Origin of the sequence: Oceanobacillus sp. FSL K6-0118 (assembly GCF_038006665.1) — a bacterium.
Lineage (GTDB): Bacteria > Bacillota > Bacilli > Bacillales > Amphibacillaceae > Oceanobacillus > Oceanobacillus caeni.
In genome coordinates this window covers 2,389,718-2,415,468 of sequence record NZ_JBBOVR010000001.1, presented here as the reverse complement: position 1 = coordinate 2,415,468, position 25,751 = coordinate 2,389,718, and the positions used below count along the sequence as shown (strand labels likewise).

Annotated in this window: 28 protein-coding genes; 24 read left to right on the top strand and 4 right to left on the bottom strand. The window is 33.4% G+C overall.

Annotation, left to right across the window (positions count from 1 at the left end):
* Positions 1 to 4 precede the first annotated feature (4 nt).
* The 4 genes from udk to mtnN all read left to right on the top strand — a co-directional run bounded on the left by udk (position 5) and on the right by mtnN (position 2,812).
* Positions 5 to 646: a uridine kinase gene (gene udk / locus MHI02_RS12450; RefSeq protein WP_341165949.1), complete on the top strand. Its 642-nt coding sequence runs from the start codon at positions 5 to 7 to the stop codon at positions 644 to 646.
* A gap of 121 nt (positions 647 to 767) precedes the next feature.
* Positions 768 to 1,244, top strand: coding sequence for a transcription elongation factor GreA (gene greA / locus MHI02_RS12445; RefSeq protein WP_047183762.1), 477 nt, complete (start codon positions 768 to 770; stop codon positions 1,242 to 1,244).
* A gap of 184 nt (positions 1,245 to 1,428) precedes the next feature.
* Complete coding sequence (locus MHI02_RS12440; protein ID WP_341165948.1) at positions 1,429 to 2,094, top strand: YrrS family protein; 666 nt, start codon at positions 1,429 to 1,431, stop codon at positions 2,092 to 2,094.
* A 28-nt stretch (positions 2,095 to 2,122) separates the two neighbouring features.
* Positions 2,123 to 2,812 carry a 5'-methylthioadenosine/S-adenosylhomocysteine nucleosidase gene (mtnN, locus tag MHI02_RS12435; protein ID WP_060667920.1) on the top strand — a complete coding sequence of 230 codons (690 nt, stop codon included), beginning with the start codon at positions 2,123 to 2,125 and terminating at the stop codon, positions 2,810 to 2,812.
* 210 nt (positions 2,813 to 3,022) lie between these two features.
* On the opposite strand, the gene sigK is transcribed toward mtnN, so the two are convergent.
* Together sigK and MHI02_RS12425 are read right to left on the bottom strand one after the other, a co-directional pair.
* Positions 3,023 to 3,730, bottom strand: a complete 708-nt coding sequence (sigK, locus tag MHI02_RS12430; RefSeq protein WP_047183765.1) for an RNA polymerase sporulation sigma factor SigK — start codon at positions 3,728 to 3,730, stop codon at positions 3,023 to 3,025.
* A gap of 292 nt (positions 3,731 to 4,022) precedes the next feature.
* A complete protein-coding gene (locus tag MHI02_RS12425) occupies positions 4,023 to 4,169 on the bottom strand; it encodes a sporulation histidine kinase inhibitor Sda (protein ID WP_047183766.1) in 147 nt (48 codons plus the stop codon).
* 629 nt (positions 4,170 to 4,798) lie between these two features.
* Here MHI02_RS12425 and MHI02_RS12420 point away from each other — a divergent pair.
* The 11 genes from MHI02_RS12420 (at position 4,799) to MHI02_RS12370 (ending at position 13,548) form a co-directional block, all read left to right on the top strand.
* Positions 4,799 to 5,314 (top strand): YqeG family HAD IIIA-type phosphatase, encoded by a 516-nt coding sequence (locus tag MHI02_RS12420; protein WP_047183767.1) that lies wholly within the window; start codon positions 4,799 to 4,801, stop codon positions 5,312 to 5,314.
* Between the two features lie 2 nt (positions 5,315 to 5,316).
* Positions 5,317 to 6,417 (top strand): ribosome biogenesis GTPase YqeH, encoded by a 1,101-nt coding sequence (yqeH, locus tag MHI02_RS12415; protein ID WP_341165947.1) that lies wholly within the window; start codon positions 5,317 to 5,319, stop codon positions 6,415 to 6,417.
* A gap of 35 nt (positions 6,418 to 6,452) precedes the next feature.
* On the top strand, positions 6,453 to 7,304 hold the full coding sequence (aroE, locus tag MHI02_RS12410; RefSeq protein ID WP_047183769.1) for a shikimate dehydrogenase: 852 nt from the start codon (positions 6,453 to 6,455) through the stop codon (positions 7,302 to 7,304).
* Position 7,305: 1 nt separating this feature from the next.
* Positions 7,306 to 7,596, top strand: coding sequence for a ribosome assembly RNA-binding protein YhbY (gene yhbY / locus MHI02_RS12405; RefSeq protein ID WP_047183770.1), 291 nt, complete (start codon positions 7,306 to 7,308; stop codon positions 7,594 to 7,596).
* A 2-nt stretch (positions 7,597 to 7,598) separates the two neighbouring features.
* On the top strand, positions 7,599 to 8,168 hold the full coding sequence (locus MHI02_RS12400; protein ID WP_047183771.1) for a nicotinate-nucleotide adenylyltransferase: 570 nt from the start codon (positions 7,599 to 7,601) through the stop codon (positions 8,166 to 8,168).
* On the top strand, positions 8,155 to 8,742 hold the full coding sequence (gene yqeK, locus MHI02_RS12395) for a bis(5'-nucleosyl)-tetraphosphatase (symmetrical) YqeK (RefSeq protein ID WP_047183772.1): 588 nt from the start codon (positions 8,155 to 8,157) through the stop codon (positions 8,740 to 8,742). The genes MHI02_RS12400 and yqeK overlap by 14 nt, the downstream gene beginning before the upstream one ends.
* Entirely contained in the window at positions 8,732 to 9,088 is a 357-nt protein-coding gene (gene rsfS, locus MHI02_RS12390) for a ribosome silencing factor (RefSeq protein ID WP_047183773.1), read from the top strand. The genes yqeK and rsfS overlap by 11 nt, the downstream gene beginning before the upstream one ends.
* Positions 9,089 to 9,091: 3 nt before the next feature.
* Positions 9,092 to 9,832 (top strand): class I SAM-dependent DNA methyltransferase, encoded by a 741-nt coding sequence (locus tag MHI02_RS12385; RefSeq protein ID WP_341165946.1) that lies wholly within the window; start codon positions 9,092 to 9,094, stop codon positions 9,830 to 9,832.
* Between the two features lie 122 nt (positions 9,833 to 9,954).
* Positions 9,955 to 10,569 carry a helix-hairpin-helix domain-containing protein gene (locus tag MHI02_RS12380; protein ID WP_341165945.1) on the top strand — a complete coding sequence of 205 codons (615 nt, stop codon included), beginning with the start codon at positions 9,955 to 9,957 and terminating at the stop codon, positions 10,567 to 10,569.
* A 112-nt stretch (positions 10,570 to 10,681) separates the two neighbouring features.
* The gene (locus MHI02_RS12375) at positions 10,682 to 11,251 is read left to right on the top strand and encodes a ComE operon protein 2 (RefSeq protein WP_047183776.1); all 570 of its coding nucleotides are present in this window, start codon (positions 10,682 to 10,684) and stop codon (positions 11,249 to 11,251) included.
* A gap of 14 nt (positions 11,252 to 11,265) precedes the next feature.
* Entirely contained in the window at positions 11,266 to 13,548 is a 2,283-nt protein-coding gene (locus MHI02_RS12370) for a DNA internalization-related competence protein ComEC/Rec2 (protein ID WP_341165944.1), read from the top strand.
* A 152-nt stretch (positions 13,549 to 13,700) separates the two neighbouring features.
* On the opposite strand, the gene MHI02_RS12365 is transcribed toward MHI02_RS12370, so the two are convergent.
* Positions 13,701 to 13,838, bottom strand: a complete 138-nt coding sequence (locus MHI02_RS12365) for a YqzM family protein (RefSeq protein ID WP_047183778.1) — start codon at positions 13,836 to 13,838, stop codon at positions 13,701 to 13,703.
* Between the two features lie 388 nt (positions 13,839 to 14,226).
* On the opposite strand from MHI02_RS12365, the gene holA reads away from it, so the two are divergent.
* On the top strand, positions 14,227 to 15,246 hold the full coding sequence (gene holA, locus MHI02_RS12360; protein ID WP_204798683.1) for a DNA polymerase III subunit delta: 1,020 nt from the start codon (positions 14,227 to 14,229) through the stop codon (positions 15,244 to 15,246).
* A gap of 34 nt (positions 15,247 to 15,280) precedes the next feature.
* On the opposite strand, the gene rpsT is transcribed toward holA, so the two are convergent.
* On the bottom strand, positions 15,281 to 15,547 hold the full coding sequence (rpsT, locus tag MHI02_RS12355; protein WP_060668327.1) for a 30S ribosomal protein S20: 267 nt from the start codon (positions 15,545 to 15,547) through the stop codon (positions 15,281 to 15,283).
* A 247-nt stretch (positions 15,548 to 15,794) separates the two neighbouring features.
* Here rpsT and gpr point away from each other — a divergent pair, with 247 nt between their 5' ends.
* The 8 genes from gpr to dnaK all read left to right on the top strand — a co-directional run bounded on the left by gpr (position 15,795) and on the right by dnaK (position 25,511).
* Positions 15,795 to 16,922 carry a GPR endopeptidase gene (gene gpr / locus MHI02_RS12350; protein WP_341165943.1) on the top strand — a complete coding sequence of 376 codons (1,128 nt, stop codon included), beginning with the start codon at positions 15,795 to 15,797 and terminating at the stop codon, positions 16,920 to 16,922.
* Positions 16,923 to 17,029: 107 nt separating this feature from the next.
* Complete coding sequence (gene spoIIP, locus MHI02_RS12345) at positions 17,030 to 18,187, top strand: stage II sporulation protein P (protein ID WP_341165942.1); 1,158 nt, start codon at positions 17,030 to 17,032, stop codon at positions 18,185 to 18,187.
* 13 nt (positions 18,188 to 18,200) lie between these two features.
* Positions 18,201 to 18,548 (top strand): hypothetical protein, encoded by a 348-nt coding sequence (locus tag MHI02_RS12340; RefSeq protein ID WP_204798685.1) that lies wholly within the window; start codon positions 18,201 to 18,203, stop codon positions 18,546 to 18,548.
* A 238-nt stretch (positions 18,549 to 18,786) separates the two neighbouring features.
* Entirely contained in the window at positions 18,787 to 20,595 is a 1,809-nt protein-coding gene (gene lepA, locus MHI02_RS12335; RefSeq protein WP_341165941.1) for a translation elongation factor 4, read from the top strand.
* Between the two features lie 71 nt (positions 20,596 to 20,666).
* Positions 20,667 to 21,833, top strand: a complete 1,167-nt coding sequence (gene hemW, locus MHI02_RS12330; RefSeq protein ID WP_341165940.1) for a radical SAM family heme chaperone HemW — start codon at positions 20,667 to 20,669, stop codon at positions 21,831 to 21,833.
* A 76-nt stretch (positions 21,834 to 21,909) separates the two neighbouring features.
* Positions 21,910 to 22,941, top strand: coding sequence for a heat-inducible transcriptional repressor HrcA (hrcA, locus tag MHI02_RS12325; RefSeq protein WP_060668332.1), 1,032 nt, complete (start codon positions 21,910 to 21,912; stop codon positions 22,939 to 22,941).
* Positions 22,942 to 23,090: 149 nt separating this feature from the next.
* On the top strand, positions 23,091 to 23,645 hold the full coding sequence (gene grpE / locus MHI02_RS12320) for a nucleotide exchange factor GrpE (RefSeq protein ID WP_341165939.1): 555 nt from the start codon (positions 23,091 to 23,093) through the stop codon (positions 23,643 to 23,645).
* A gap of 30 nt (positions 23,646 to 23,675) precedes the next feature.
* The gene (gene dnaK / locus MHI02_RS12315; protein ID WP_341165938.1) at positions 23,676 to 25,511 is read left to right on the top strand and encodes a molecular chaperone DnaK; all 1,836 of its coding nucleotides are present in this window, start codon (positions 23,676 to 23,678) and stop codon (positions 25,509 to 25,511) included.
* The last annotated feature ends 240 nt before the right edge of the window (positions 25,512 to 25,751 follow it).

Below are 25,751 nucleotides of genomic sequence, written 5' to 3'. Positions count from 1 at the left end.
ACATATGAAAAGAAAACCAGTTATTATTGGTGTTACTGGTGGTAGTGGTAGTGGAAAAACCTCCGTGACCAAATCTATTTGTGATAAATTTTTGGATAAAACCATTTTGGTTATTGAACAAGATTATTATTATAAAGACCAAAGCCACCTTCCATTTGAAGAAAGATTAAAGACGAACTATGATCACCCTTTAGCATTTGATAATGATTTACTTATAGAGCATTTGCATGATTTATTAGACAATAAATCGATAAACAAACCGATTTATGACTATAAGTTACATACCCGTTCAAATAAAACTATTTTTGTTGAACCAAAGGATGTTATCATTATCGAAGGTATCCTGATTTTAGAAGATCAGCGATTACTTAATTTAATGGATATAAAAGTATTCGTTGATACGGATCCTGATATCCGAATGATACGAAGGCTTAGACGTGATATTAAAGAACGTGGTAGATCCTTGGATTCTGTCATTGAACAATATCTAACTGAAGTAAGACCATCCCATTTACAATTTATAGAGCCAACGAAACGTTATGCAGACATTATCATTCCAGAAGGTGGAGAAAACCATGTCGCAATTGATTTAATGGCTTCTAAAATAGAGAATTTATTATCAAAGAAGCATGAAAATAACAAATAAAACTCTTGATTATTTGTTTGAATTCTGCCATAGTTATGATTAGCATATTTATAACTACTAATATTTAGAACGTTTTGTATCGTTCATTTGATATGTTTAGTGCGAAAAGGAGTGTTTTTTAATGGCCGTAGAGAAAAGTTATTACATGACAATTGAGGGGAAAGAGAAACTTGAAAAGGAATTAGAATACTTAAAAACGGATCGCAGACAGGAAGTAGTGGAACGTATTAAAATAGCTCGCGATTTTGGTGACTTATCCGAGAACTCTGAATATGATGCAGCTAAGGATGAGCAAGCGTTTGTTGAACAACGAATTACACAGCTTGAAAAAATGATCCGAAATGCTGTTATTATTGAAAATGATGAAGCAAATGCTAATATCGTGTCATTAGGTAAATCTGTAACTTTTGCGGAACTTCCTAATGGCGAAGAAGAAACATATACAATAGTAGGGAGTGCTGAGGCAGATCCCTTTGAAGGAAAAATTTCAAATGATTCTCCAATGGCAAAAAGTTTAATTGGAAAAGAAGTTGGCTCAGAAGTAACTGTATCAACTCCTGGTGGGGACATACAGGTTAAAATAATTAAAGTAGAATAGCCAAATGAAGCAGGAGAAGTCTACTCCTGCTTTTCGTTTTGGCAGAAAGCTCTATCCTGTTTGATCAGAGTAACTAAAACATTCGCCAGCCTAAAGCGAACGCCATGTTTTTTTAATGGTACTTTAATATTAGTAATGATTTCAATTATGATAAAATAGTAGAATAAGTAGGGAGGGAGTTTAAGTGACTGCAGAACAAAAAAGCTCACGTATTAATAAATATGATAAACGTCGAAAAAGCACAAAGTTAATTTCATTTTTAATCGTTTTTGGTATTATCCTTCTTATTTCTTTAATAAGTATTTGGTTGTTTGGTGGTGGAGATAGTACTCCTACAGAAGAAACAGAACAAGCACAAAATGATACAACAACTGAAACAGGATCTAGTACGAACAATAAACAAGAAGATCCATCATCAGAAAATAAAGGAAATGATGGGGAAGAATTAGAGAAAGAGAATAAAGAGAATAAAGAGGAAAATCAAGAAGAGGATCAAGAGGTTACAACAAAAGAAGTTGATCCTTCAGATGATAATGTAGTTAAAGCATATGTGGGAGATTGGCAACCGGTTGGAACCGAACAAGAAGGACCTCATACTGTAAATTATTCAGAAGGGTCACAAGATCGAAAAGAGATGACAGATGCTATTCAATCCGCTACAGGATTGGTAGATGGTAATTATCAAGAATGGTGGATAGCAAATGGTGGCGATCAAAAAGTGGTTGCTACTGTTTCGGATTCAAATCAGTCAGAGGTATATCGTGTATATCTATCTTGGAAAGATGGGGAAGGTTGGCAACCTACAAAAATTGAATTATTAAAAGAAAATGACTGGAAAAAATATCAGTAAACGAATGTAAAATGGAGGTAACATTTTTATGACAATCGGCATAATAGGAGCGATGGATGAAGAAATAAGTTTATTACTAGAAAACATGACTAACAAAAGTGAACATACTGTTGCTGGTTGTTTCTTTGTTGAAGGTCAATTACAAGGAAAAAAAGTTGTATTATTAAAATCCGGAATTGGTAAGGTAAATGCGGCAATGGCGACAACCATCATGCATGAAAGATTTTCTCCAACTACTGTTATCAATACTGGTTCAGCGGGTGGATTTTCGGAACAATTAGAAGTTGGGGATGTTGTTATTTCCAATAGAGTTGTACATCATGATGTGGATGTTACTGCATTTGACTATGAGTATGGACAAGTTCCTGGTCAACCACCAATGTTTGAAGCTGATCAAAATTTAGTTCAATCGGCAATAGAAGCCATCAAAGAAATCGGATTGAATTATGCGGAAGGGATTATTGCAACGGGAGATTCTTTCATGGATAATTCTAAAAGGGTAGAACTCGTAAGGGAAAAATTTCCAACAATGATTGCTGCAGAAATGGAAGCTGCTGCAGTTGCTCAAGTATGTTATCAATATGGGAGACCTTTTGTTATCATTCGAGCGTTATCAGATATTGCGGGGAAAGAATCATCTATCTCTTTTGACCAATTCCTTGATAAAGCTGCTAAACATGCTGCTGAATTAATTATGTTAATGATAAAGAGACTGTAAATAAAAAGACTACCATTAATGGGGAGTTCCTTCATATCTTATTGATGGTTAGTCGTATATCGAATCTTTACGGACAGTCGGTCTCCCACCACCTTCTTTTGGGATTGATGTAGGGGGTCTTACTGCCCGTTTAGGTGTGATAAATGTTCAGATTCAACTACATTCAGTGGGGTTGAAAGAAATCCCACTGAATAAGTTTCATTATGTCTTTTAAGAGTTATCTCTTTCTTTTCGATAATACTCATGAAACACTTTCATTAATGCTCTTTTCTCAATTCGGGATACGTAACTTCGTGAAATATTTAATTTTTTTGCAATTTCTCTTTGAGTCATTTCTTTAGTATTGTTTAAGCCATATCGGTAAATGATAACCTCACGCTCACGTTTATCTAGAATAGTAAAATATTCCTGCATTTTTTCAATTTCCATATTTAACTGGATGTACTCAATGATATTCTCGTTTTCTGCCTCTAATATATCTATAAGACTAATCTCGTTTCCTTCTTTATCTTGGCCAATCGGGTCATGTAGGGAGACATCTTTTTTAACCTTTTTTAATGCCCTCAAATGCATTAGAATTTCATTTTCTATACAACGTGCTGCGTATGTTGCTAGTTTAGTACCTTTATTTAATGAAAAACTTTCTACCCCTTTGATTAATCCTATTGTACCGATTGAGATTAGATCCTCTATATCTTCCCCGGTATTTTCAAATTTTTTTACAATATGAGCTACTAGCCGTAAGTTATGCTCAATAAGTTTATTACGTGCAATTTTACTGCCATCTTGCATTTCTTTAATATACTTTAATTCTTCTTCCGGTGGTAAAGGTTGAGGAAAGGCATGATTTTTTACATAGGATACAAAAAAGAGTACTTCCTTAACAAGAAGAGCAAGAACGGTTAATATTCCAGACAAACACATGCACCTCCTAAAGTGGTAAATCCATCGATCTTGCTTGGGTATTTGCCTATATAACATCTTTATGAGGCGGTAGCTTGTTTCGTGCCTGTCCATAGAAATTAAATTAGGAACATTAATTTTGGCTCGATTAAAAAGTTTCCCGTTTGCTTTAGGTTGGGCGGATGTCTTAATCGTTCCTAAACAAACTGGAAAGATTTTAAACCTTTCCATACTTGTAAAAAAAATCCTACCTTATAAATAAGGTAGGATAATAGGAAAAGTTAACAAGAGAATTTCACGTTAAGGATTAACTAGATTTAATTCGTTTAATCTTGTGTGAAAGACTTCTTCTATGGATTTCTTCTTCAATTAAGGAAATGAAGTCAGGGCTTAAATTTAAATCGTTGGCTGTGTAGTATGATTCTAATAGTAGTTCATCAGATAAATGTTCCATTCGCAGCCCTCCTAAAAAATACTTTATTGCGCCATCCTTCAAAAAATACTCTCTTAGCAGATTGTCAAAGTAAAAGTATAAACTTTATAATCTGCATAGGTGTGCATTCGCCCAACCTAATAGCGAATAATAAGTTACTTAACTTTAAGTTAATAATAATTTAACATGTTTCTTAAACTAGGACAAGACGCAACTTATCTACAATGGACTGTAGATAAGTTGTGGGTAATAATGGATTTTTCCTTGTATTACAAAGTGTAACGACTGTTGAAAATGTTAGTAATGTTATCCACAACTCGGAATGTGTTGAAATTTGTCGAACGATTTCTTGATTTTTTATCGAAAAATTGGGTATTTTTCATGAAATTTAGCATATAATTTCTATTTTCTTCAATTATGAAATTTCATCTCCTGTATAAGTGCAACAAAGCATTCGCCAAACTTAATGACGAACGCCAAATTTTTTAATAGCTTTACAAAAAAAGGAATAGTATAGAACTTTTATTATATGGTAAATTATTGTAGGATTAGTGTATTACTTCTTAATTAGCTGTATGAACGTTAACGAGAAGAATTTGAATAAAGCGACGAGCAACAATTATATTTAAAACACGATAAGGAGAAATAAGGTGCTAAGTAGATTTTTACCAAATAAGTATGTAAAAAGTATTTTCGATATCCAACCTGAATCATTAAAAGATAAGGGAATCAAGGGGATTATTACCGACTTAGATAATACATTGGTAGCTTGGGATGTTGAACATGCGACACCTGAAGTAATCGAGTGGTTTAACTTAATGAAGGAACATGATATTAAAATAACGATTATATCAAACAATAATGTCGATCGAGTAAAGGTTTTTTCAGAACCATTAGATACGCCATTTATTTATAGTGCAAGGAAGCCATTAAAGCGAGCATTTAAAAAAGTTCAAAAAAATATGGGCTTAAAAAAAGAAGAGATTGTTGTCATTGGCGATCAAGTTTTAACAGATGTTCTTGGAGGAAATAGTGCAGGTTTATATACTATTTTAGTTGTTCCAATTGTCCAAACTGATGGTAAGATTACAAGGATAAATCGAAAAATTGAACGTATTATATTGAAAAAGTTAAGAAATCAAGGGAAAATCAGCTGGGAGGAATAGAGTTGGAAGAAATATTTTGCCAGGGTTGTGGGGCACAAATTCAAACGATAAGTCCAGACAAACCAGGGTACACGCCAAAATCATCATTAGGGAAAGAAGACATTCTTTGTAAAAGGTGTTTTCGTTTAAAACATTATAATGAAATACAAGATGTTTCCATAACGGATGATGACTTTTTAAAGATGGTTAGTTCTGTTAGGAATGCAAATGGGTTAGTTGTTCATCTCATCGACATTTTTGATGTGAATGGAAGTTTAATTAAAAGTTTACCGCGTATAACGGGTGATAACCCAATTATTTTAGTTGGTAATAAAGTGGATCTTTTACCTAAATCGACGAATCAGCGAAAATTAATACAGTGGCTGAGATCCCAAGCAAAAGATGCTGGGATTAAAGTTTTAGATGTCTTCTTAATTTCCTCCAAAAAAGGCCATGGAATAGGAGAGTTATCAGGTCAGATAGAACATTATCGCAATAACAAAGATGTATTTATTGTTGGAACGACGAATGTAGGAAAGTCAACTTTCATAAACCGTTTGATCAAACAGTCAACTGGAGCTAATGACGTCATTACAACCTCCTATTTTCCTGGAACGACATTAGGTTTTATAGAAATTCCCTTAGATGAGAAAACATCATTAGTTGATACACCTGGAATTGTTAATAGGCAACAAATTTCTCATTACATTTCTGAGGAAGATATGAAAATAATCACACCAAAAAATGAAATAAAACCAAAGGTCTATCAGTTAAATAGTGGACAAACTTTATTTTTTGGTGGATTAGCTCGATTGGATTTCATAAAGGGTGAAAGACAATCATTTATCTGTTATTTTTCCAATTTACTAGAAATACATCGAACAAAATTGGAGAATGCTGATAATTTATACAACAAGCATTTAGGGGATTTATTAACTCCACCTAATAGTAAAACGCTAGAAATTTTGCCTGAGCTAACGGAAAGTACGTTTAAAGTAGCTGGAGAAAAAACAGACATCGTATTTCCAGGATTAGGTTGGGTGAGTTTGTCTGGAGAGGGTGCGACTGTTCGAGCGCATAGTCCAAAGGGAGTAGCAGTAACTAAACGAAATTCTTTAATTTAGATATTAAATGATATAGAGGGGATGGAGGAGAAACAATGTCTTTACAATTTCAACTAATAGGTTATCCAATACAGCATTCATTATCACCATGGATACATGAACGTTTTTTAAGCAAGGCTAACTTACAAGGTACTTATGAAATTAATGAAATAGAACCGCAACATTCGTTTGAAGAAAAAATAATGGAAATGAAAAATAATAAAGAATTAAATGGATTTAATGTTACTGTTCCATACAAACAAAAAATCATACCGTATTTAGATTCGTTAGATAAGAATGCTAAGACACTTGGGGCGGTTAATACCGTTTTAAATAAGGATGGAAAGTGGATAGGTTATAATACAGATTCTATCGGTTATGTTCGTGCTTTAGAAACAAAATATCCAGAATTGACGAAGGAAAGAAAGTCTAAACATGTTTTAATATTAGGAGCCGGTGGGGCAGCTCGTGGCATATATTGTGGTTTAGACTTTGCAGGATATGTTAATATCGATATAGCGAATAGAACAACAGAGAAAGCAAGGGAAATCGCAGAGCTAAGAAGTGAATTAACGAATACAGACATATTAACGCTTAAAGAGGCAGAAAATAATTTATTGAAATACGATATTATTATTCAAACAACTTCTGTTGGTATGAAACCTAATACGGAAAACACTATTATTCATTTAAAGTCTATAAAGAAAGATGTAATTGTAAGTGATATTGTATATCAGCCAATTAAAACGAAATTCCTTAAGGAAGCTGAAAATTTAGGTGCAAGAATTCACTATGGCCATACAATGCTTTTATACCAAGGCTTATATGCATTTGAAATATGGACAGGTTTAAGTGTAGATATTAATAATATGGATGAAGAATTACAACAAGTTTTGGAAGGAAGATAATATGTTAACAGGAAAACAAAAACGTTTTTTACGATCTGAAGCACACCATCTAAAGCCTATTTTTCAAGTTGGAAAAGATGGGGTTAATGACAACATGATAACGCAAATTGGTGAAGCTTTAGAAAAGAGAGAACTATTAAAAGTAAGTATTTTACAAAATTGCATGGAAGACAAAAATACAGTTGCCGAACAGTTGGTAGATGGAACTGATTCCGAATTAGTCCAAATCATTGGAAATAATATTGTTTTATATAAAGAGTCAAAGGAAAATAAACAGTTGGAGTTACCATAAATATGAAACGAGTTGGAATTTTAGGTGGAACGTTTAACCCACCTCATTTAGGTCACTTATGGATTGCAGAAGAAGTTCGTATTGCAATGGAATTAGAAGAAATTTGGTTTATTCCAACGTATACACCACCACATAAAGACGAATCAAAAATAGATGCATCAGATCGTTTAAATATGTTGGATCTAGCAATACGTGATAATGAATATTTTAAATTAAACACAATAGAACTGGAAAGAAAAGGGAAGTCATATACCCTTCAAACTATAAAAGAATTAAAGATGAAGTATTCTGACCATGAATTTTGCTTTATCATTGGTGCAGATATGGTGGAATATTTACCAAATTGGTATAAAATAGATGAATTAATGGAATTAATTCGCTTTATCGGTGTGAAGAGATTTGGTTATAAATTGGAAACTTCTTATCCAATTATTACAGTAGATATACCAATGGTGGATATTTCATCTTCCATGATTAGAGAAAGAATTTTTAATGAGAGATCGGTAAAATATATGTTACCAGATCCTGTATATCGTTATATTAGGGAGTATAAATTGTATGAAAATAGATGAAGCAATACGGATAGTAGAGCCTCATTTAACTCAAAAAAGATTCGAACATACACTTAGAGTTAAAGATACGGCAATAAATTTGGCAAAATTATACGATGAATCTATAGAAAAAGCAGAATTAGCAGCTGTTTTTCATGATTATTGTAAGTACAGATCATTAGATGAAATGGAAAGGATTATTAAAACGACATCTTTGCCAAAAGATTTGTTAAATTTCCATCATGAACTATGGCATGGTCCTGTGGCATCCGTTTTAATCGATCAAGAGTATGGAATAGATGATGGTGAAATTAAACAAGCAATCTATTCACATACGACTGGAAGGGCAAATATGAGTAAGTTGGAAATGATTATTTTTCTAGCTGATTATATAGAACCTGGTAGAGATTTTCCTGGGGTTGTCGATGTTCGTGAAACCGCAAAGAAAGATCTAGTTCTAGCTTGCTGGATGGCATCTAAAAATACCATTTCTTTTTTAATGAAAAAAAATGCAACAATATACCCTGATACATTTTATGCATATAATGATTTAACTAAACGTACAAACGGAGGTAATGGAATATATGGAAAGTAATGAAATTGTACAAAAGATTGCAGTAGCATGTGATGATAAACGAGCAGAGGATATTATTGCTTTAGACATGAAGGATGTATCACTTGTTGCTGACTATTTCGTTATTTGTCATGGAAATAATGAAAGACAGGTACAATCAATCGCACGAGAAATTAAAGATAAAATGGATGAAATGGACATTGATGTAAAACGAATGGAAGGGTTCGAACAAGCAAGATGGATTTTAGTAGATATAGGAGATATTGTTTGTCATGTATTCCACAAAGAGGAACGAAACTACTATAATCTTGAACGTTTATGGGGCGATGCGGAAAAATTACCTTTGGAGATTGAACTTAAGGGATAAGATATGGTTTATAAACAAATGGCATATGTATACGATAAATTTATGGCAGATGCACCATATGATGAATGGGTTCATTTTACACAAAGTGTTCTAGGAGATCGTCAAATAAAACGAATTGCTGATTTAGGTTGTGGAACTGGAGAAATCTCAATTAGGTTGAGAGAGCTAGGTTTTGAAATAATTGGAATAGATTATTCAGAAGATATGTTAACGTATGCGGCAAGTAAAGCAAACGAAAAAAACGTTTCTGTCACTTGGTTACATCAAGATCTAACAGAAATGGAAGGTCTAGAAGGTATAGACTTAGCTATAAGTTATTGCGATGTCATAAATTATATTACCGGCAAAGCTCAAATTAAAGAGGTATTCAGGCGAACATATAACAGTTTAAATCAAAGTGGTATGTTTATATTTGACGTTCATTCTATTTTTCAAGTGGAACAAAATTATAAAAATCAAACCTTTGCTGACGTATTAGAAGATATGTCTTATATCTGGTTTTGCTCCGAGGGTGAGGAAACCGGGGAAATGTTTCACGATTTAACTTTTTTTGTCTTAGATCATGGTAAATATGTAAGATTTGATGAGTATCACCATGAGCGGACATATCCTATTTCGTTTTATAAAAAAACACTAAAAGAAGTGGGATTTACCAACGTCAAGGTTTATGCCGATTTTTCTTTAGAACCGGAACATCTACATGACCAATCAGAAAGAATTTTCTTTGTTGCAGAAAAAACATGAGATTTTTAATTAATCTCGTGTTTTTTTAAAGGAAATTTCTATTCGGTGTCGAATATTGTTATGTATATCCCACGTTCTATCCATTCTCATCCTCTAATAATAAAAATAGGATGTGGTTCCACTTGTTAGATCTTCTCAAAAAGAGTTCCTTCTTTATTTTAATTTCCATTGTCATTATTTTTATCTTTTTCTTCTCTAAAGACGAAAGTATACCAAAAGACGAAGAATTAATATCTTCAGCCTCTACGTTAAATAGTGAAGTTCCGATGAAAGAAGTTTTAAATGATTCAGCATCCCAGCAAGATACAATATATGTAGACGTAAAAGGTGCTGTTGAACAACCGGGAGTTTATGAAATGACTACAGAAAATAGAGTGAAAGATGTTATCGAAAAAGCTGGCGGATTAACCAAGGATGCGGATCAGTCACAAGTTAATCTAGCACAAAAGGTGCACGATGAAATGATTATAATGGTACCGGAACTTCCAGATTTTACTGTGGATTCGGGGCAGGCTGCGGAAACTATAAGTGGTAATATGGATGGTAAAGTTAGAATAAACTACGCCACCCAAGATGAAATTGAGAGTTTACCTGGCATAGGACCTTCTAAAGCACAAGCAATCATTCAACATCGGGAAGAGTTTGGATTATTTCAAACTGTGGAGGATTTACTTGAAATCTCTGGTATCGGTGAAAAAACGTTAGAAAACATGAAAGATAATATTCAAATTCCGTAATCATTTTTTTAACGACAACCTTTTTAGCAGGTGGTTTTCAAAATGATGATTGACGGGCTTTCGTAACGAAATGTAAACTTAACATGTAATATTACAGATAGAGGGGATATATATGGATAGAATTTCTTGGGATCAATATTTTATGGCTCAAAGTCATCTTCTTTCATTAAGAAGTACATGTACAAGACTAATGGTAGGTGCTACCATTGTACGGGATAAACGTATTATAGCTGGTGGTTATAATGGAAGTGTTTCAGGAGGCGTTCATTGTATTGATGAAGGGTGTCTTGTAGTAGATGGCCATTGTGTAAGAACCGTTCATGCCGAGGCTAATGCACTATTACAATGCGCTAAATTTGGAGTACCTACGGATAACGCAGATATTTATGTAACACATTTTCCTTGTTTGCAATGTTGTAAGCAAATTATACAAAGTGGGATTAAGAATGTTTATTATGCAGAAGATTATCATAATAATGAATATGCAATAACGTTATTTAAAGAAGCTGGCGTTAAGACGAGAAAAGTCGAACTAGACTATTTATTAGTCGACACTAATTTTCAGAAAAAGAATGAATTTGTTTATGAATTAATCCATAAGTTGGAAAGTAATACCGATAAAGACGAGCAAGAAATAACCTTGATAAAAGAACAAGCACAAAGACTGTTTATGAAAAAATAGAATAGGGTGAGCGGATGAAAGGTTACTGGCATATCGTTGCATTTACCGCAATATGTGCTATATTATTTATTCATTATCATCATTTTCTTTTTATTATAGTATTTTTGATCTGGATAGGAATTTTATATTATTTGAAGCGGTTAAGGAAACTCCATGTGATTGTTTCCTTAACCTTCCTCGTATTTTTTCTGCTTCACTACCCGCAAACAAGTACATTACCCTCCGAAGAAGAGACTTCTGTAACCCCTAACCCAATATATGGAGAGATAATAAGTCCCATTGACAAAACCGACAAGAAAGTCGAATTTATCCTTAAAGAATCCATTACAGGAGAGAGAATAGTTGTGATTTATTTTCCTAATGAAAAAGAACAGTTCTCTACTCATTTTTTAAAATATGGTGCAACCTGTATTGTTAATGGAAAGAAAGAAATTCCGAATGAAGGGAGAAACCCCGGAGAATTTGATTACCGGGATTTCTTGAAGAAACAGGGAATTGATGTACAAATAACGTTATCTTCCATGAATCATATTCATTGTGACGGATTTAAATTTCTCGATAAATTATATTCCGTACGTTCCAAGCTCCTTGCTAATATTCAAAATGAATTGACACCGTTTAGTGCTTCGTGGCTAAATTCTCTAGTTCTTGGGGATGATTCATCTTTAGATGATGAATCGGTACAATTGTTTCGTAAATGGGGCCTGTCGCATATTATCGCCATTTCAGGTACACATGTGTCAATCTTACTTACCTTCATGTATTTCGTATTAATTAAATTGTCCATTATAACGAAGGAAAAAGCTCAATGGTTTGTTATTTTTTTTATGCCTATATATGCTATTTTGGCAGGTGGAGAACCATCGATATGGCGTGCTAGTATAATGGCTATTATATTTATTCTTTTCCTTAAAACAAAGGGCAAATATAGTGTCACAGACGTACTAGCAATCGTTTTTATTTTATTAATTGTATGGGATCCTTTATTAATTTATCATGTTGGGTTTCAATTTTCATTTTTAGTTACGTTTAGTATTTTACTCTCCGGAAGATGGCTATCCTCCGATAAAAACCCTTTCATGCAAGCTTTGAAAATAAGTTTTGTCGCACAAATGATCATTTTACCTTTACAATTTAATTATTTTTCCTTTTTTCAACCGTTATCCATTATATTAAATGTTATAATTATTCCTTATTTCTCTTTATTTGTGATCCCATTTATGTATATTTTACTTCCCCTTACATTATTACCCTTCCCTATTGTTAAATTTTTAGATCAAGCTTTTATGTTCATCCATCAATTCGTTTTACAATTTATTTTCTGGTTTGATAAAATTGCCGATACCCCATGGGTAATTGGCACATTTTCTATAAGTATAACTTGTTTATATTTTATTCTCTTTCTAATAATGATGATGGAAGTTGAATGGAATGAATCAATAAAGGGATTTAAAATAGGAATATTAATCACTTTGTTGTTATTTTTACTTGTAGCAAAACCCTATCTATCTCCTGAAGGAAGGGTGACGATGTTGGATATTGGTCAAGGTGACGCTTATATAATTGAATTACCTTATCGAAAAGGTGTCATCATGATAGATGCTGGAGCTACATTTTCCTTCTCTGATGGTACAGTTAGCGAAAATATCTATAAACGAATTATTAAACCATATTTATATTTACAAGGCATTCAAAAAGTAGATGCATTAATTTTAACCCATGAAGATTTAGACCATGTCGGAAGTGCGCCGTTTATCGTGGAGGAGATGGATGTAGATCGAATTTATGTGCATGCTTATTATGAAATAGAAGAGGAACAATGGAAAGATAAGAAAATAGTAAAGGTCAAAGGTTCAGACGTGCTGAATATAAAAGGTCATCCGTTCCATGTCCTTGGACCGTTAAAAAATGCCAATGATCCGAATGAAAATTCTGTCGTATTGTTTACAGAAATTGGGGGTTTAACATGGTTATTTACCGGGGATATGGGGATAGAAACGGAAAAAAATTTAATTAAAAATTATCCCAATTTAAAAGCAGATGTGTTAAAAGTAGGTCATCATGGTAGTAATACATCAACAGGCGCAGAATTTTTAGATCAAATTAATCCCAAGGTCGCTTTAATTTCTGTTGGGAAAAATAACCGTTATGGACATCCATCCGATGAAATCATTCAAAGAATTAAGGATAATGAAACCATTATTTTTCGAACAGATGAGCATGGTGCCGTTCAATATCACTTTAATGGAAATTCTGGAACATTTTCAACTACTTTGCCATATTATAATAGCGAGTAATGGTTTTAAGCACTGATTTTAAAAAAAGAACAAAGGCGCTGGAGCAGGACGTGGCCTATTCTGAATAATTATCCATATGCAGCAAATTTTGTAATTCCTAAACCATGAAAAAAGAGACTGTTATTCAGTCTCTTTTCCAAACGATACGTTTATTAACCTGCTACTACACTAATAATAACTCCAATTGCAAAAATGGCTACGAAGAAAACAAATGAGCCAACAAATCCCTTGATGGAATCTACAACATCATTACTATGTTTTGATTGTGGATTATTTTCAAATTCGTTCACTTTTACCCCTCCTGTTACCATCATTAGTATAAAATAATAAGTTGAAAAAATCTACTTATCATTATAAAAATTTTCCATATATAACAATTTTAACATAATTATTACTTTATTACTTAAATTAGAAAGACTTTACATCTATATAATTTTTGAGAAGACATATGCTATAAGTGATTGAGCATCATCTTTAAACAAATATCGTTTAACATATAGTTTCTAGAGCTATATGTTAAACGTTGATATAGATTCTGGAGGGAAATTGCTTAATAATTATGGTCAAAAAATATTTCCCTCCATTTACTTCTTGATATTACTTAATATACAATTTACCATATAAGTATTCAAATAAAAACTTAAAAAGTTCAATTTTAGAAAGTAATGGTGTATATAAATGTCATATCTAGAAGTATTAAAAGAACTAAAAACGAATAAAATCGCTCCAGTATACTTGCTATATGGATCAGAGGATTTTTTTATTGAAAATATTAAAAAAGAAATTATCATTCGGGTACTTGGAGAAGATAAGGAAAATTTATCTACCTATGATTTAGAGGAAGTTCCAATTCAAGAAGTAGTAGGGGATGTTGAAACATATCCTTTTTTCGGTGAAAAAAAATTAATTATTGCTTCAAACCCGGTATTTTTAAAAGCAAAACCCGACAAAACTCCTTTTGAACATGATTTGGATAGCCTTATAACATATCTGGAAAATCCAGTTGACTATTCCATTTTTGTAATAATTGCTCCGTATGAAAAAATAGATGAACGAAAAAAAGTTAGTAAAGTACTTAAAAAACACGCTAAATATGTAAATTGTGAACCAATTAAAGAAAAAGATGTATCAAGTTGGATCCAATCTTTAGCAAGTCAATTTCATATTACAATTGAGCGTGATGCAGTAGAAATAATTGAAAACGAATTATCAACTAATTTACAATTATTGGAAAGTGAACTAAAGAAATTTTCTACGTTTGTCGGTGAGGGAGGTCTTGTTACAAAAGAAGTAGTAGAAAATCTCATTTCCCATACATCCAATATTTCCTCTTTAAGATTAGTTGATGCCGTTATAGATAGAAATTTACATAAAGCAATTTCTATTTTTAAAGATTTAGAAAAAATGAATGAAGAACCTATCGCGTTAATTGGGTTACTTGCATTCCAATTTAGAACGATATTACGCGTGAAATTGTTAAAGCAAAAAGGCTATACCCAATTTCAAATGCAGAAGCAGTTAGGGGCTCACCCTTATGTTATTAAGATTGCTTTAAGCAGGGAAAAACAATTTTCGGTTCAAAAATTAGAGAGTATTATAGATAAATTAGCGAATACAGATGCTGTGATGAAGCAAGGGAATATGGATAAACAACTTTCGTTTGAACTTCTTTTATATGATTTAATAAATGTTGCTTAACTAAAAAAACGATCCAACTGGATCGTTTTTTTAGTTAAGCAGTAATACTATTTACTTTTTTCACTAAGCGTGATTTTTGACGGTTTCCATTATTTTTATGGATAATCCCTTTTTGTACAGCTTTATCAATTTGTTTAACAGTAGCTGTAAGTGCTGTTTTTGCAGCATCAATATCTTTAGCTTCTACTAATTTTTCTACATTTTTAATAGCAGTACGCATTTCAGATTTTTGAGATTGGTTAGCTGAACGTTTTTTATTATTAATGTCAACACGTTTAATCGCAGATTTAATATTTGCCATGTATTTCACCTCCTAAATAGGACACGGTAAGACTTTCATTTTTCAATTTATGTTTATAGAGTCTACCATTTATTACTTACAGGTTAACAAATGATATTTTACCAAAGGAACTCTCTCTTTTCAATAAATTTCTTACATGCGGATAAAATTTTAATAATTATATTAAACAACCCTTCACAAGAAATCGTATTGTTTTTGCTAAATTGTTCATTCTAATAATAAGAAAATGGGAAAGGAATGTCATCGTATGCGAAATAACAATGAACAAGAACAAGAACAAGTATACCAGGTAAGAACAGATTTAGCTGTTGAAGCGAGAGATATGTATGTAAAGTCGGAGCAAAAAAAGAAACAGAAAAAAAAATCAGAAGAAATAAAAGGCGTAACGTTTAAAGAAAGAGATCAGGAGGGTGTTAAAATATCTTATGTTGATATTGATGAAGAGGGAGCAAAATTAGTAGGTAAGAAACCCGGTTCTTATGTAACTATATATGCTGATGGGGTCAAAAGACAGGATACGAAACGTCAGGAAGTTGCAGCAAAGATCCTTGCTCGCGAACTCGAAACATTAGTAGAAAAAAATGAAATCCCGAGGGATGGAACGGGATTAATTGTTGGCCTTGGTAATTGGAATGTTACACCCGATGCACTTGGACCGATGGCTGTAGAAAAAGCGTTAGTAACGAGTCATTTATTTAGACTTGAATTTGAATCTGTTGCAGAAGGGTATCGTCCAGTAGCTGCTGTAACACCAGGGGTAATGGGGGTTACAGGTATAGAAACAAGTGACATTATTTTTGGTATTGTAGAAAAGTTTCAACCAGATTTTATTATTGCGATTGATGCGTTAGCTTCCAGGTCGATTGAAAGAATTAATGAGACGATACAGCTTTCAGATTCAGGTATCCACCCCGGATCTGGTGTTGGTAATAAACGGAAGGAATTGAGTAAAGAAACTCTAGGAGTTCCGGTAATTGCGGTTGGTGTACCAACAGTAGTAGATGCCGTTACAATAACTAGTGATACGATAGATTTTATTTTAAAACATTTTGGTAGAGAGTGGAATGAAAAAGATAGACCATCTAAAGCATTAGCCCCAGCTGGAATGGCATTTGGAGGAAAGGAATTTACGGATGAGGATCTTCCAGATGAACAAAAAAGACAAACCTTTATGGGGATTGTCGGTACTTTATCGGAGGAAGAAAAACGTAAATTAATTCAAGAAGTATTAACTCCACTAGGACATAATCTTATGGTTACCCCAAAAGAAGTAGATGGTTTTATGATTGATATGGCAAATCTTATTGCAGAAGGAATTAACGCTGCATTACATGAAAAAGTAGATGTCACTAATTTCGCCCAGTACTCTAGATGATAAATGATCTCCCTATTATTTTTGATAGAAAGGATACGAAAAGTGTTCTACTTTCTAACTGGTTCTCATAGATTTTACTAGGAGTGCCATTAGAAAGAGGTGGAAGAATGAGTTCCAAAAGTAAATTTCCAAAGAACCGTCCGTTTCGCTTTTATAAAAAAGGTGGATTATATCTAACGAGTGTTATTGTTTTATTCTTGCTAATTGGATTATTAACTACTATTCAACCAGCTTATCGTATATCTTCAGGTACGATAACAAAATGGACAAACGATATAGATGGCTCTGTTTTTCTCCATTTACTTGGAATGGAAAATAGAGCTTTTAATCAGGCTTTTCCGGAAGAGACCCCATTACCTAGTTGGTCATCTTCGTTATTTCAAGTAGCAACAAGTATTAAACCAAAGGATCCGAGAAGCTTATTAGGTAATGAAATTCCTGGTTTCTCCATCTATGATAGTCAAATCTTAATTGCAGGTGAAGGAACAGATTATACAAACCTCCCTTATGAATCTTCTCCTCCATTAGAAGAAGTATTAAAAGATAGAGAGGCAATTGTAGAGACGGAAGAAGATGAGGTAAAAGAAGAGGAGAATTCACAATCAACAGGTGATAGAAAAGTCGTTTATATCTATAACTCACATAACCGAGAATCTTTTCTACCTCATTTACCAGATGTAAACGATCCTGATCAAGCACACCATTCCAAAGTGAATATTACTATGGTAAGTGACAGATTAGCTAAATCTTTAGAGGCAAAAGGAATAGGTGCAGAAGTAGAAGATAAAGATATAGGAAATCTTTTAGATGAAAAAGGAATGGAATATTGGCAATCCTATGAAGCTTCTAGAGGTGTTGTTCAAGAAGCATTTGCTGCTAATAAAGATATACAATTCTCTTTTGATTTACATCGGGATGCATTGAATAGAAAGCACACCACAAAGGAAATGGAAGGAAAAGATTACGCTAGAATTATTTTTGTTGTTGGTGAAGACCACCCTAAATTTGAAAAGAATTTACAGCTAGCAACTGAATTGCATTATTTATTAGAGGAGAAATACCCAGGATTGAGTCGCGGTGTACTTAGAAAAGGTGGATCAGGGACAAATGGAATCTTCAACCAGGACTTATCAGAAAATGCACTATTAATTGAATTTGGTGGACCGGAAAATAATTTAGATGAAATGTATCGTTCAGCTGATGCTTTTGCAGAAGTGTTTAGTAAATATTATTGGGATGCTGAGTCCGTTGAAGGGGATTCTTAAGGGGGAAGTATAAATGGTCCGTGCTCTTATAACAGTGTTACTATTGGCTGTTTTTTTCCTATCTGGAACGTTATATGGGATAAATCAAAGTGGTGAAGAAATAAGTAAGGCATCGAATGAAAATGTAATAAATGGAAATGAAATAGAAGAAAAGTTAGTAGAAGAAAAAATAATTACAGAAAAAGATATAGAAACGGTAAATCAAGAAAATGTGTCATCAACAGTAGATCAGGACCTTATGATGATGGAAAACGAATTCCACTTAACCCAGAAAACAGCTTCATTCCTTGAAACAAGCGTTCAAGGGTTTTATGAAGTAGTAGTCGGAATCATGTATCATGTAGCTGACATATTTTTTTGATAAAGCTAAAATGTATGGAGGATAATATACGTTCTTGATTGAATATCCCACATTCAATTGCTATAATCAACTTTATTGATTATTCTTGGCAAGATGGGAAAGTATAAAACTTTCTTACTGAATAAGTGCAACCAAGGCATTCGCCGAACTAAATAGCGAATGCCAAGTTTTTCAATAGTCTGATGTTTTAATAACTGTATGAAGAACCTCTATAGAATTTGTAGGAGTGAGCAATAGAATGGGGAGCAAAAGAAGAAAGGTACGTAATTTTTCAATAATAGCGCATATCGATCATGGAAAATCTACATTGGCTGATAGAATTTTAGAAAATACGCAAACTGTTTCTAAAAGAGAAATGAAGGAACAACTTCTCGATGGGATGGATCTGGAACGTGAGCGTGGTATTACCATTAAATTAAACGCAGTACAACTTAAATATCTTAGTAAAAATGGAGAAGAATATATTTTTCATTTAATTGATACACCTGGACACGTCGATTTTACTTATGAAGTATCCCGAAGCCTTGCAGCTTGCGAAGGTGCCATTCTTGTAGTCGATGCAGCACAGGGAATTGAAGCACAAACACTAGCTAACGTATATTTAGCAATGGAAAATGATTTAGAAATTATTCCTGTAATCAACAAAATTGACCTACCAAGTGCGGATCCTGATAGAGTTAAACAAGAATTAGAGGATGTTCTCGGAATTGATGGTGATGATGCCATCTTAGCATCAGCAAAAGCTAATATCGGTATTGAGGATATTTTAGAAAGAATTGTTGAAGTAGTTCCAGAGCCGGCTGGTGATGAAAATGGACCTCTAAAAGCACTTATATTTGATTCTTTATATGATTCCTACCGTGGTGTAATTGCTTATGTTTGTATAAAAGAAGGGTCCATTAAAGTTGGCGATAAAATAAAAATGATGGCGACAGATAAGGAATACGAAGTAAATGAAGTCGGAGTATTTACACCGAAAGCTACTTCACGTGATGAACTCACAGTAGGGGATGTTGGATTTATAACGGCTTCTATCAAGAGTGTAGGGGATATTCATGTAGGGGATACGATTACCAATGCCAATCGTCCCGCAGAGGAAGCTTTACCTGGGTATCGTCGTTTAAATCCCATGGTATATTGTGGCCTTTATCCTGTTGATTCAAATGATTATAACGATTTAAGAGAAGCATTAGAGCGACTAGAGTTAAATGATTCATCTCTTCAATATGAGCCTGAAACATCACAAGCGTTAGGATTTGGTTTTCGTTGTGGATTCCTAGGATTATTGCATATGGAAATCATCCAAGAGCGTATTGAAAGGGAATTTAATATTAATCTAATCACAACTGCTCCAAGCGTTATTTTCGAAGTAGAGAAGACAGACGGTGAAACGATTTCTGTAGATAACCCATCTGAAATGCCAGATCCACAAAAAATACAAGAAATTAGTGAACCATATGTTAAAGCTACAATAATGGTTCCTAATGATTATGTTGGTGCAGTAATGGAGATTTCCCAGAAAAAACGCGGGAACTTCATCGATATGCAGTATTTAGATGATATTCGTGTAAATGTTATTTACCATATTCCGCTTTCTGAAATTGTGTATGATTTCTTTGATCAATTGAAATCACAAACAAAAGGATATGCATCCTTTGATTACGAGTTAATCGGCTATCAACCATCAAAACTAGTTAAAATGGACATTTTACTAAATGGTGATACGATTGATGCTTTATCCTTTATTGTTCATCGTGATTTTGCTTATACTCGCGGGAAACAAATAGTGGATAAATTAACGGAATTAATTCCGAGGCAGCAATTTGAAGTTCCAGTTCAAGCTGCTATCGGGAATAAAATTATTGCACGTTCAACCATTAAAGCAGTAAGAAAAGATGTAACTGCTAAACTTTACGGTGGAGATATCTCACGAAAACGTAAATTGTTGGAGAAACAAAAAGAAGGTAAAAAGCGGATGAAAATGGTCGGTTCTGTTGAAGTACCGCAAGAAGCGTTTATGGCGGTACTCGAAATGGGAGAAGATTAAGGTCTAATGAAAGGGAAAACTTAGGGGACTAGGTTTTCCTTTTTGTCTTTGTTAATTAGGAGATGATAAAAATGGAACAAGAAGTTCAATCCGTATATATTCATATTCCTTTCTGTACGCAAATCTGTCATTATTGTGATTTTGTTAAGTTTTTCTATAATGAAAAGTTGGCAACGGAATATATAGATGCATTAATAAATGAAATAAATATGAATATTAAAGGGAAATATAATAACGTACGGACATTATATATAGGTGGTGGTACACCTACAGCCCTAAATTATAAACAATTGAAATTTTTACTTGAGTTTTTAAACAAAAAATTTGACATGGATTCTTGTGAGGAATTTACAATTGAAGTGAATCCAGGAGATATCGATCAAGAAAAGGCAAAATTATTAAAGGAAAATGGTGTTTCCAGAATTTCATTTGGAGTGCAAGTAATGGACGATCAACTACTAAAGGAAATTGGTAGGGTCCACCGTGTCAAAGATGTTTATAAAACCGTAGATTTGTTCCGCCAATATCATTTTAGCAATATAAGCCTTGACTTGATGTATGCATTACCACATCAATCAGTCGAACAGTTTCGACATTCATTAGATTTAGCATTACAATTTGACCTACCGCATTATGCGACTTATGGGCTACAAATTGAACCAAAAACGGTTTTTTATTTAAAACATAAAAAAGGACAACTCAACCGTCCTACCGAAGAAGCCGAAATCGAAATGTATCAGATTCTTAGGAGTACAATGAACGGAAATGGTATTCACCAATATGAGATTAGTAATTTTGCAAAGCCTGGGTTTGAAAGCAAACATAATTTAAATTATTGGAGTAATGACTATTATTATGGCTTTGGTGCAGGCGCGCATGGGTATTTGCCTGGAAGAAGAATAACCAATTTACGACCTTTGCCAGCTTATGTTAAGAAAGCAATGAAAGATGGACATCCAATTTTAGAAGAAGAACGCATTACGCTTAAGGAAAACATTGAGGAAGAAATATTTTTGGGTCTAAGAAGAATGGAAGGATTAAGTAAAAAACAATTCCAGTCTAAATTTGGGTTCACCTTAGATTCATTATTTAAAGAACAAATAAAAAAGTTTATTAAAATGGATTTATTATACGTAAATAATGAAACACTATATTTAACAGAAAGTGGTCTACTTTTAGCAAATAAAGTATTTGAAGAATTTATGTTAGAAGATTCTGATTTACAACGGATTTATTGACAAAAAATATATGATTTGATAATTTATTATTAGTATTAGCACTCAAATGATACGAGTGCTAACAGGGGTGATCAAAATGCTAACAGAAAGGCAATTATTAGTATTACAAATAATTATTGATGACTTCATCGAAACTGCCCATCCGGTTGGCTCCCGTGCCCTATCTAAAAAAGGAAGTATTCCATACAGTGCTGCTACAATAAGAAATGATATGGCAGATCTAGAGGATATGGGATTTTTAGAGAAAACACATTCATCCTCAGGGAGAATCCCTTCTGAAAAAGGGTACCGATATTATGTGGATCATCTTATTGCTCCTTTATCGAGTGAACAAAATATTAGGATTATCCGAAACATAATGAAAGAGGGTATTTATGAGTTTGAACAAATTGTTCAAATGTCTGCTGAGGTGTTATCTGAATTAACCAATTATACTTCTATTATTTTAGGTCCAGAATTAAGTGAAACGAAATTAAAACAATTGGAAATATTGCCTTTATCCACCCATACAGCTGTTGCCATATTAGTGACAGATACGGGGCATGTAGAGCATCGTTCCTTTACAGTCCCGGGGAAAATTGATTTGTCTGATCTAGAAAAAGTGGTTAATATCTTAAATGATCGATTAAAAGGTGTTCCTATTATTCGATTAGAGGAAGTTTTTCAAAAGGAGATAGTTGGTCTTTTAAAACGTTATATAGATGACTTTGGATCTTCTCAGCATTATTTACAAGCTATTATTTCACAAAGTAATCCAGTGAAAGTATATATTGGTGGAAAATCTAATATATTAATGCAACCAGAATTTAATGATGTTGATAAAATAAGATCATTCTATTCCATGATTGAAAATGAAAATGAAATAGCTAATTTATTAAAAAGTAAAAAAGATGGTATCGGTGTTTCCATTGGTAACGAAAATAAGGTTGAAGCAATAAAGGATCTAAGTTTAATAACTGCAACCTATCAACTTGGTAAAGACCAAATAGGGACTATAGCTCTATTAGGACCGACTCGAATGGAGTATAAAAAGGTTATATCACTATTATCAAGTTTATCTAAGGAATTATCAGAAGCTCTATATAAATGGTATAAGACTTCTGAATAGGATTTTTGCTTAGAATGTGGTAGGGTATACCTGCCACATTCCTTGTGGTTGCTTATGATTATTTAAATATAAAAATAAATTTGTTTTACATTAGTGTGATTTTTTGAACAAAAACAGCTGATGGAATCTTAAAAATGGAGGTGGCAATAATGGAAGAAAAGAATAATGCAGTGGATGCGGAATTAGTGGAAGAACAAGATAAACAAGTTGATAATGAACCTATTGAGACTAACAATGAACAATCTACTAATGAATTAGAAGAAAAAATTAATCTACTACAATCAGAAAAAGAAGAAATATATAATCGACTGTTAAGACTGCAAGCAGAATTTGATAATTATAAGAAACGCACGCTTAAAGAACGTGAAGCAGATAGAAAATATAAAGCTCAAGATTTAGTTCAAGAACTATTACCTGCTATTGATAATTTTGAACGTGCATTACAAGTAGAAGTTACTGAGGAAACAAAAAGCTTAATTGATGGGATTACGATGGTACACAAGCAACTCATAGAAGCATTAAAGTCCCAGGGTGTGGAAATAATTGAGACAGAAGGAAAAGACTTTGATCCGAATCTTCACCATGCTGTCATGCAAGTAGAAGATGACTCTATTGAATCGGATAAAATTGTAGAAGAATTGCAAAGAGGGTATATGTTAAATGACCGGGTGATTCGACCTGCGATGGTAAAAGTAAATAAATAAGCTTCTAGTAGTTAAGGAGGAAATATTACAATGAGCAAAATAATAGGAATTGACTTAGGAACAACAAACTCATGTGTATCTGTTATGGAGGGAGGAGAGGCGGTAGTTATTCCTAACCCTGAGGGAAACCGTACAACTCCATCTGTAGTAGCGTTTAAAAATGGAGAAAGACAAGTTGGGGAAGTTGCAAAACGTCAAGCAATAACGAATCCAAATACTATCCAATCCATTAAACGTCATATGGGAACAGATTATAAAGAAACCATTGAAGGGAAAGATTATACGCCACAAGAGGTTTCAGCTATTATCTTACAACACATTAAATCGTATGCTGAAGATTATATTGGTGAAAAAGTAGATAAAGCGGTTATTACTGTACCAGCGTATTTTAATGATTCTGAACGTCAAGCAACAAAAGATGCTGGTAGAATTGCTGGTCTTGAAGTGGAACGTATTATTAACGAACCAACTGCCGCAGCTTTAGCATATGGTATTGATAAGGATGACCAAGATCAAACAATTTTAGTTTTTGACCTTGGTGGTGGTACATTTGATGTTTCTATCCTTGATATTGGAGATGGAACTTTTGAAGTTGTAGCTACTGCTGGTGATAATCGTCTAGGTGGAGATGATTTCGACCAAGTAATCATTGATTATTTAGTGAAAGAATTTAAGAAGGAAAATGGAATTGACTTATCCCTTGATAAAATGGCTGTTCAACGTCTAAAAGATGCAGCAGAAAAGGCGAAAAAAGATTTATCTGGTGTAACCCAAACGCAAATTTCATTACCATTTATTACGGCTGGAGAAGCTGGACCTTTACACTTGGAAATGAGTCTATCTCGTGCAAAATTTGAAGAATTATCTTCTGAATTGGTAGAGCGTACGATGGTCCCTACTCGCAAAGCTTTATCTGATGCTGGTTATTCAAATAGTGATATTGATAAAGTTATTCTTGTAGGTGGTTCAACTCGTATCCCTGCAGTGCAAGAAGCAATTAAGAATGAGATTGGGAAAGAGCCATCTAAAGGAGTTAACCCTGATGAAGTTGTAGCATTAGGAGCTGCTATTCAAGGTGGAGTACTTCAAGGTGATGTGAAAGACGTATTATTACTAGATGTTACACCACTTTCACTTGGTATTGAAACAATGGGTGGAGTATTTACAAAATTAATTGAACGTAATACAACAATCCCAACAAGCCATTCACAAGTATTCTCAACTGCTGCAGATAATCAAACGGCTGTTGATATCCATGTGTTGCAAGGGGAACGTGAAATGGCAGCTAATAACAAAACGCTTGGTCGCTTCCAATTAACTGATATTCCACCTGCACCAAGAGGTGTACCTCAAATTGAAGTATCTTTTGATATTGATGCTAATGGTATTGTTAATGTCCGTGCGAAAGATTTAGGAACAAACAAAGAACAATCTATTACTATCCAATCATCTTCTGGTCTTTCTGATGAAGAAATTGATCGTATGGTAAAAGAAGCAGAAGAAAATGCAGAAGAAGATAAAAAACGTCGCGAAGAAGTAGATCTTCGTAACGAGGCTGATCAACTTGTATTTACAACAGATAAGACATTAAAAGACCTTGGAGATAAAGTTTCCGACAGTGAAAAACAAGAAGCTGAAACTGCTAAGGAAGAGTTGAAAAAAGCTTTAGAAGGAAATGATTTGGAACAAATTAAAGCGAAGAAAGAATCGTTACAAGAAAAAGTACAACAACTCTCTGTAAAATTATATGAGCAAGCTCAAGCACAAGCGGCTCAAGGTCAAGGTGAACAAACCTCAAATAACGCAGATGACGATGTTGTAGATGCGGATTATCAAGAAGTTGATGATGATAAAGACAATAAGTAATTTGTAATATATTTATTTTAAATAAAAGTCAAAGTCAGGGCTATCTTGGCTTTGACTTTTTTAGGCAGATAGGAAAGTATAAAAACTTTCCCGTTTGGGGCTCCGGTTACACGCCCTACCGTAATGATCTGCATAAGTCCAACTTTGGCATTAGCTAAAGCCTAATAGCGAAGCCAAGTTTTATAAATAGGATATTTGCCATTATAAGCAAAATGATGATAATATAAAATCTATGCTAAA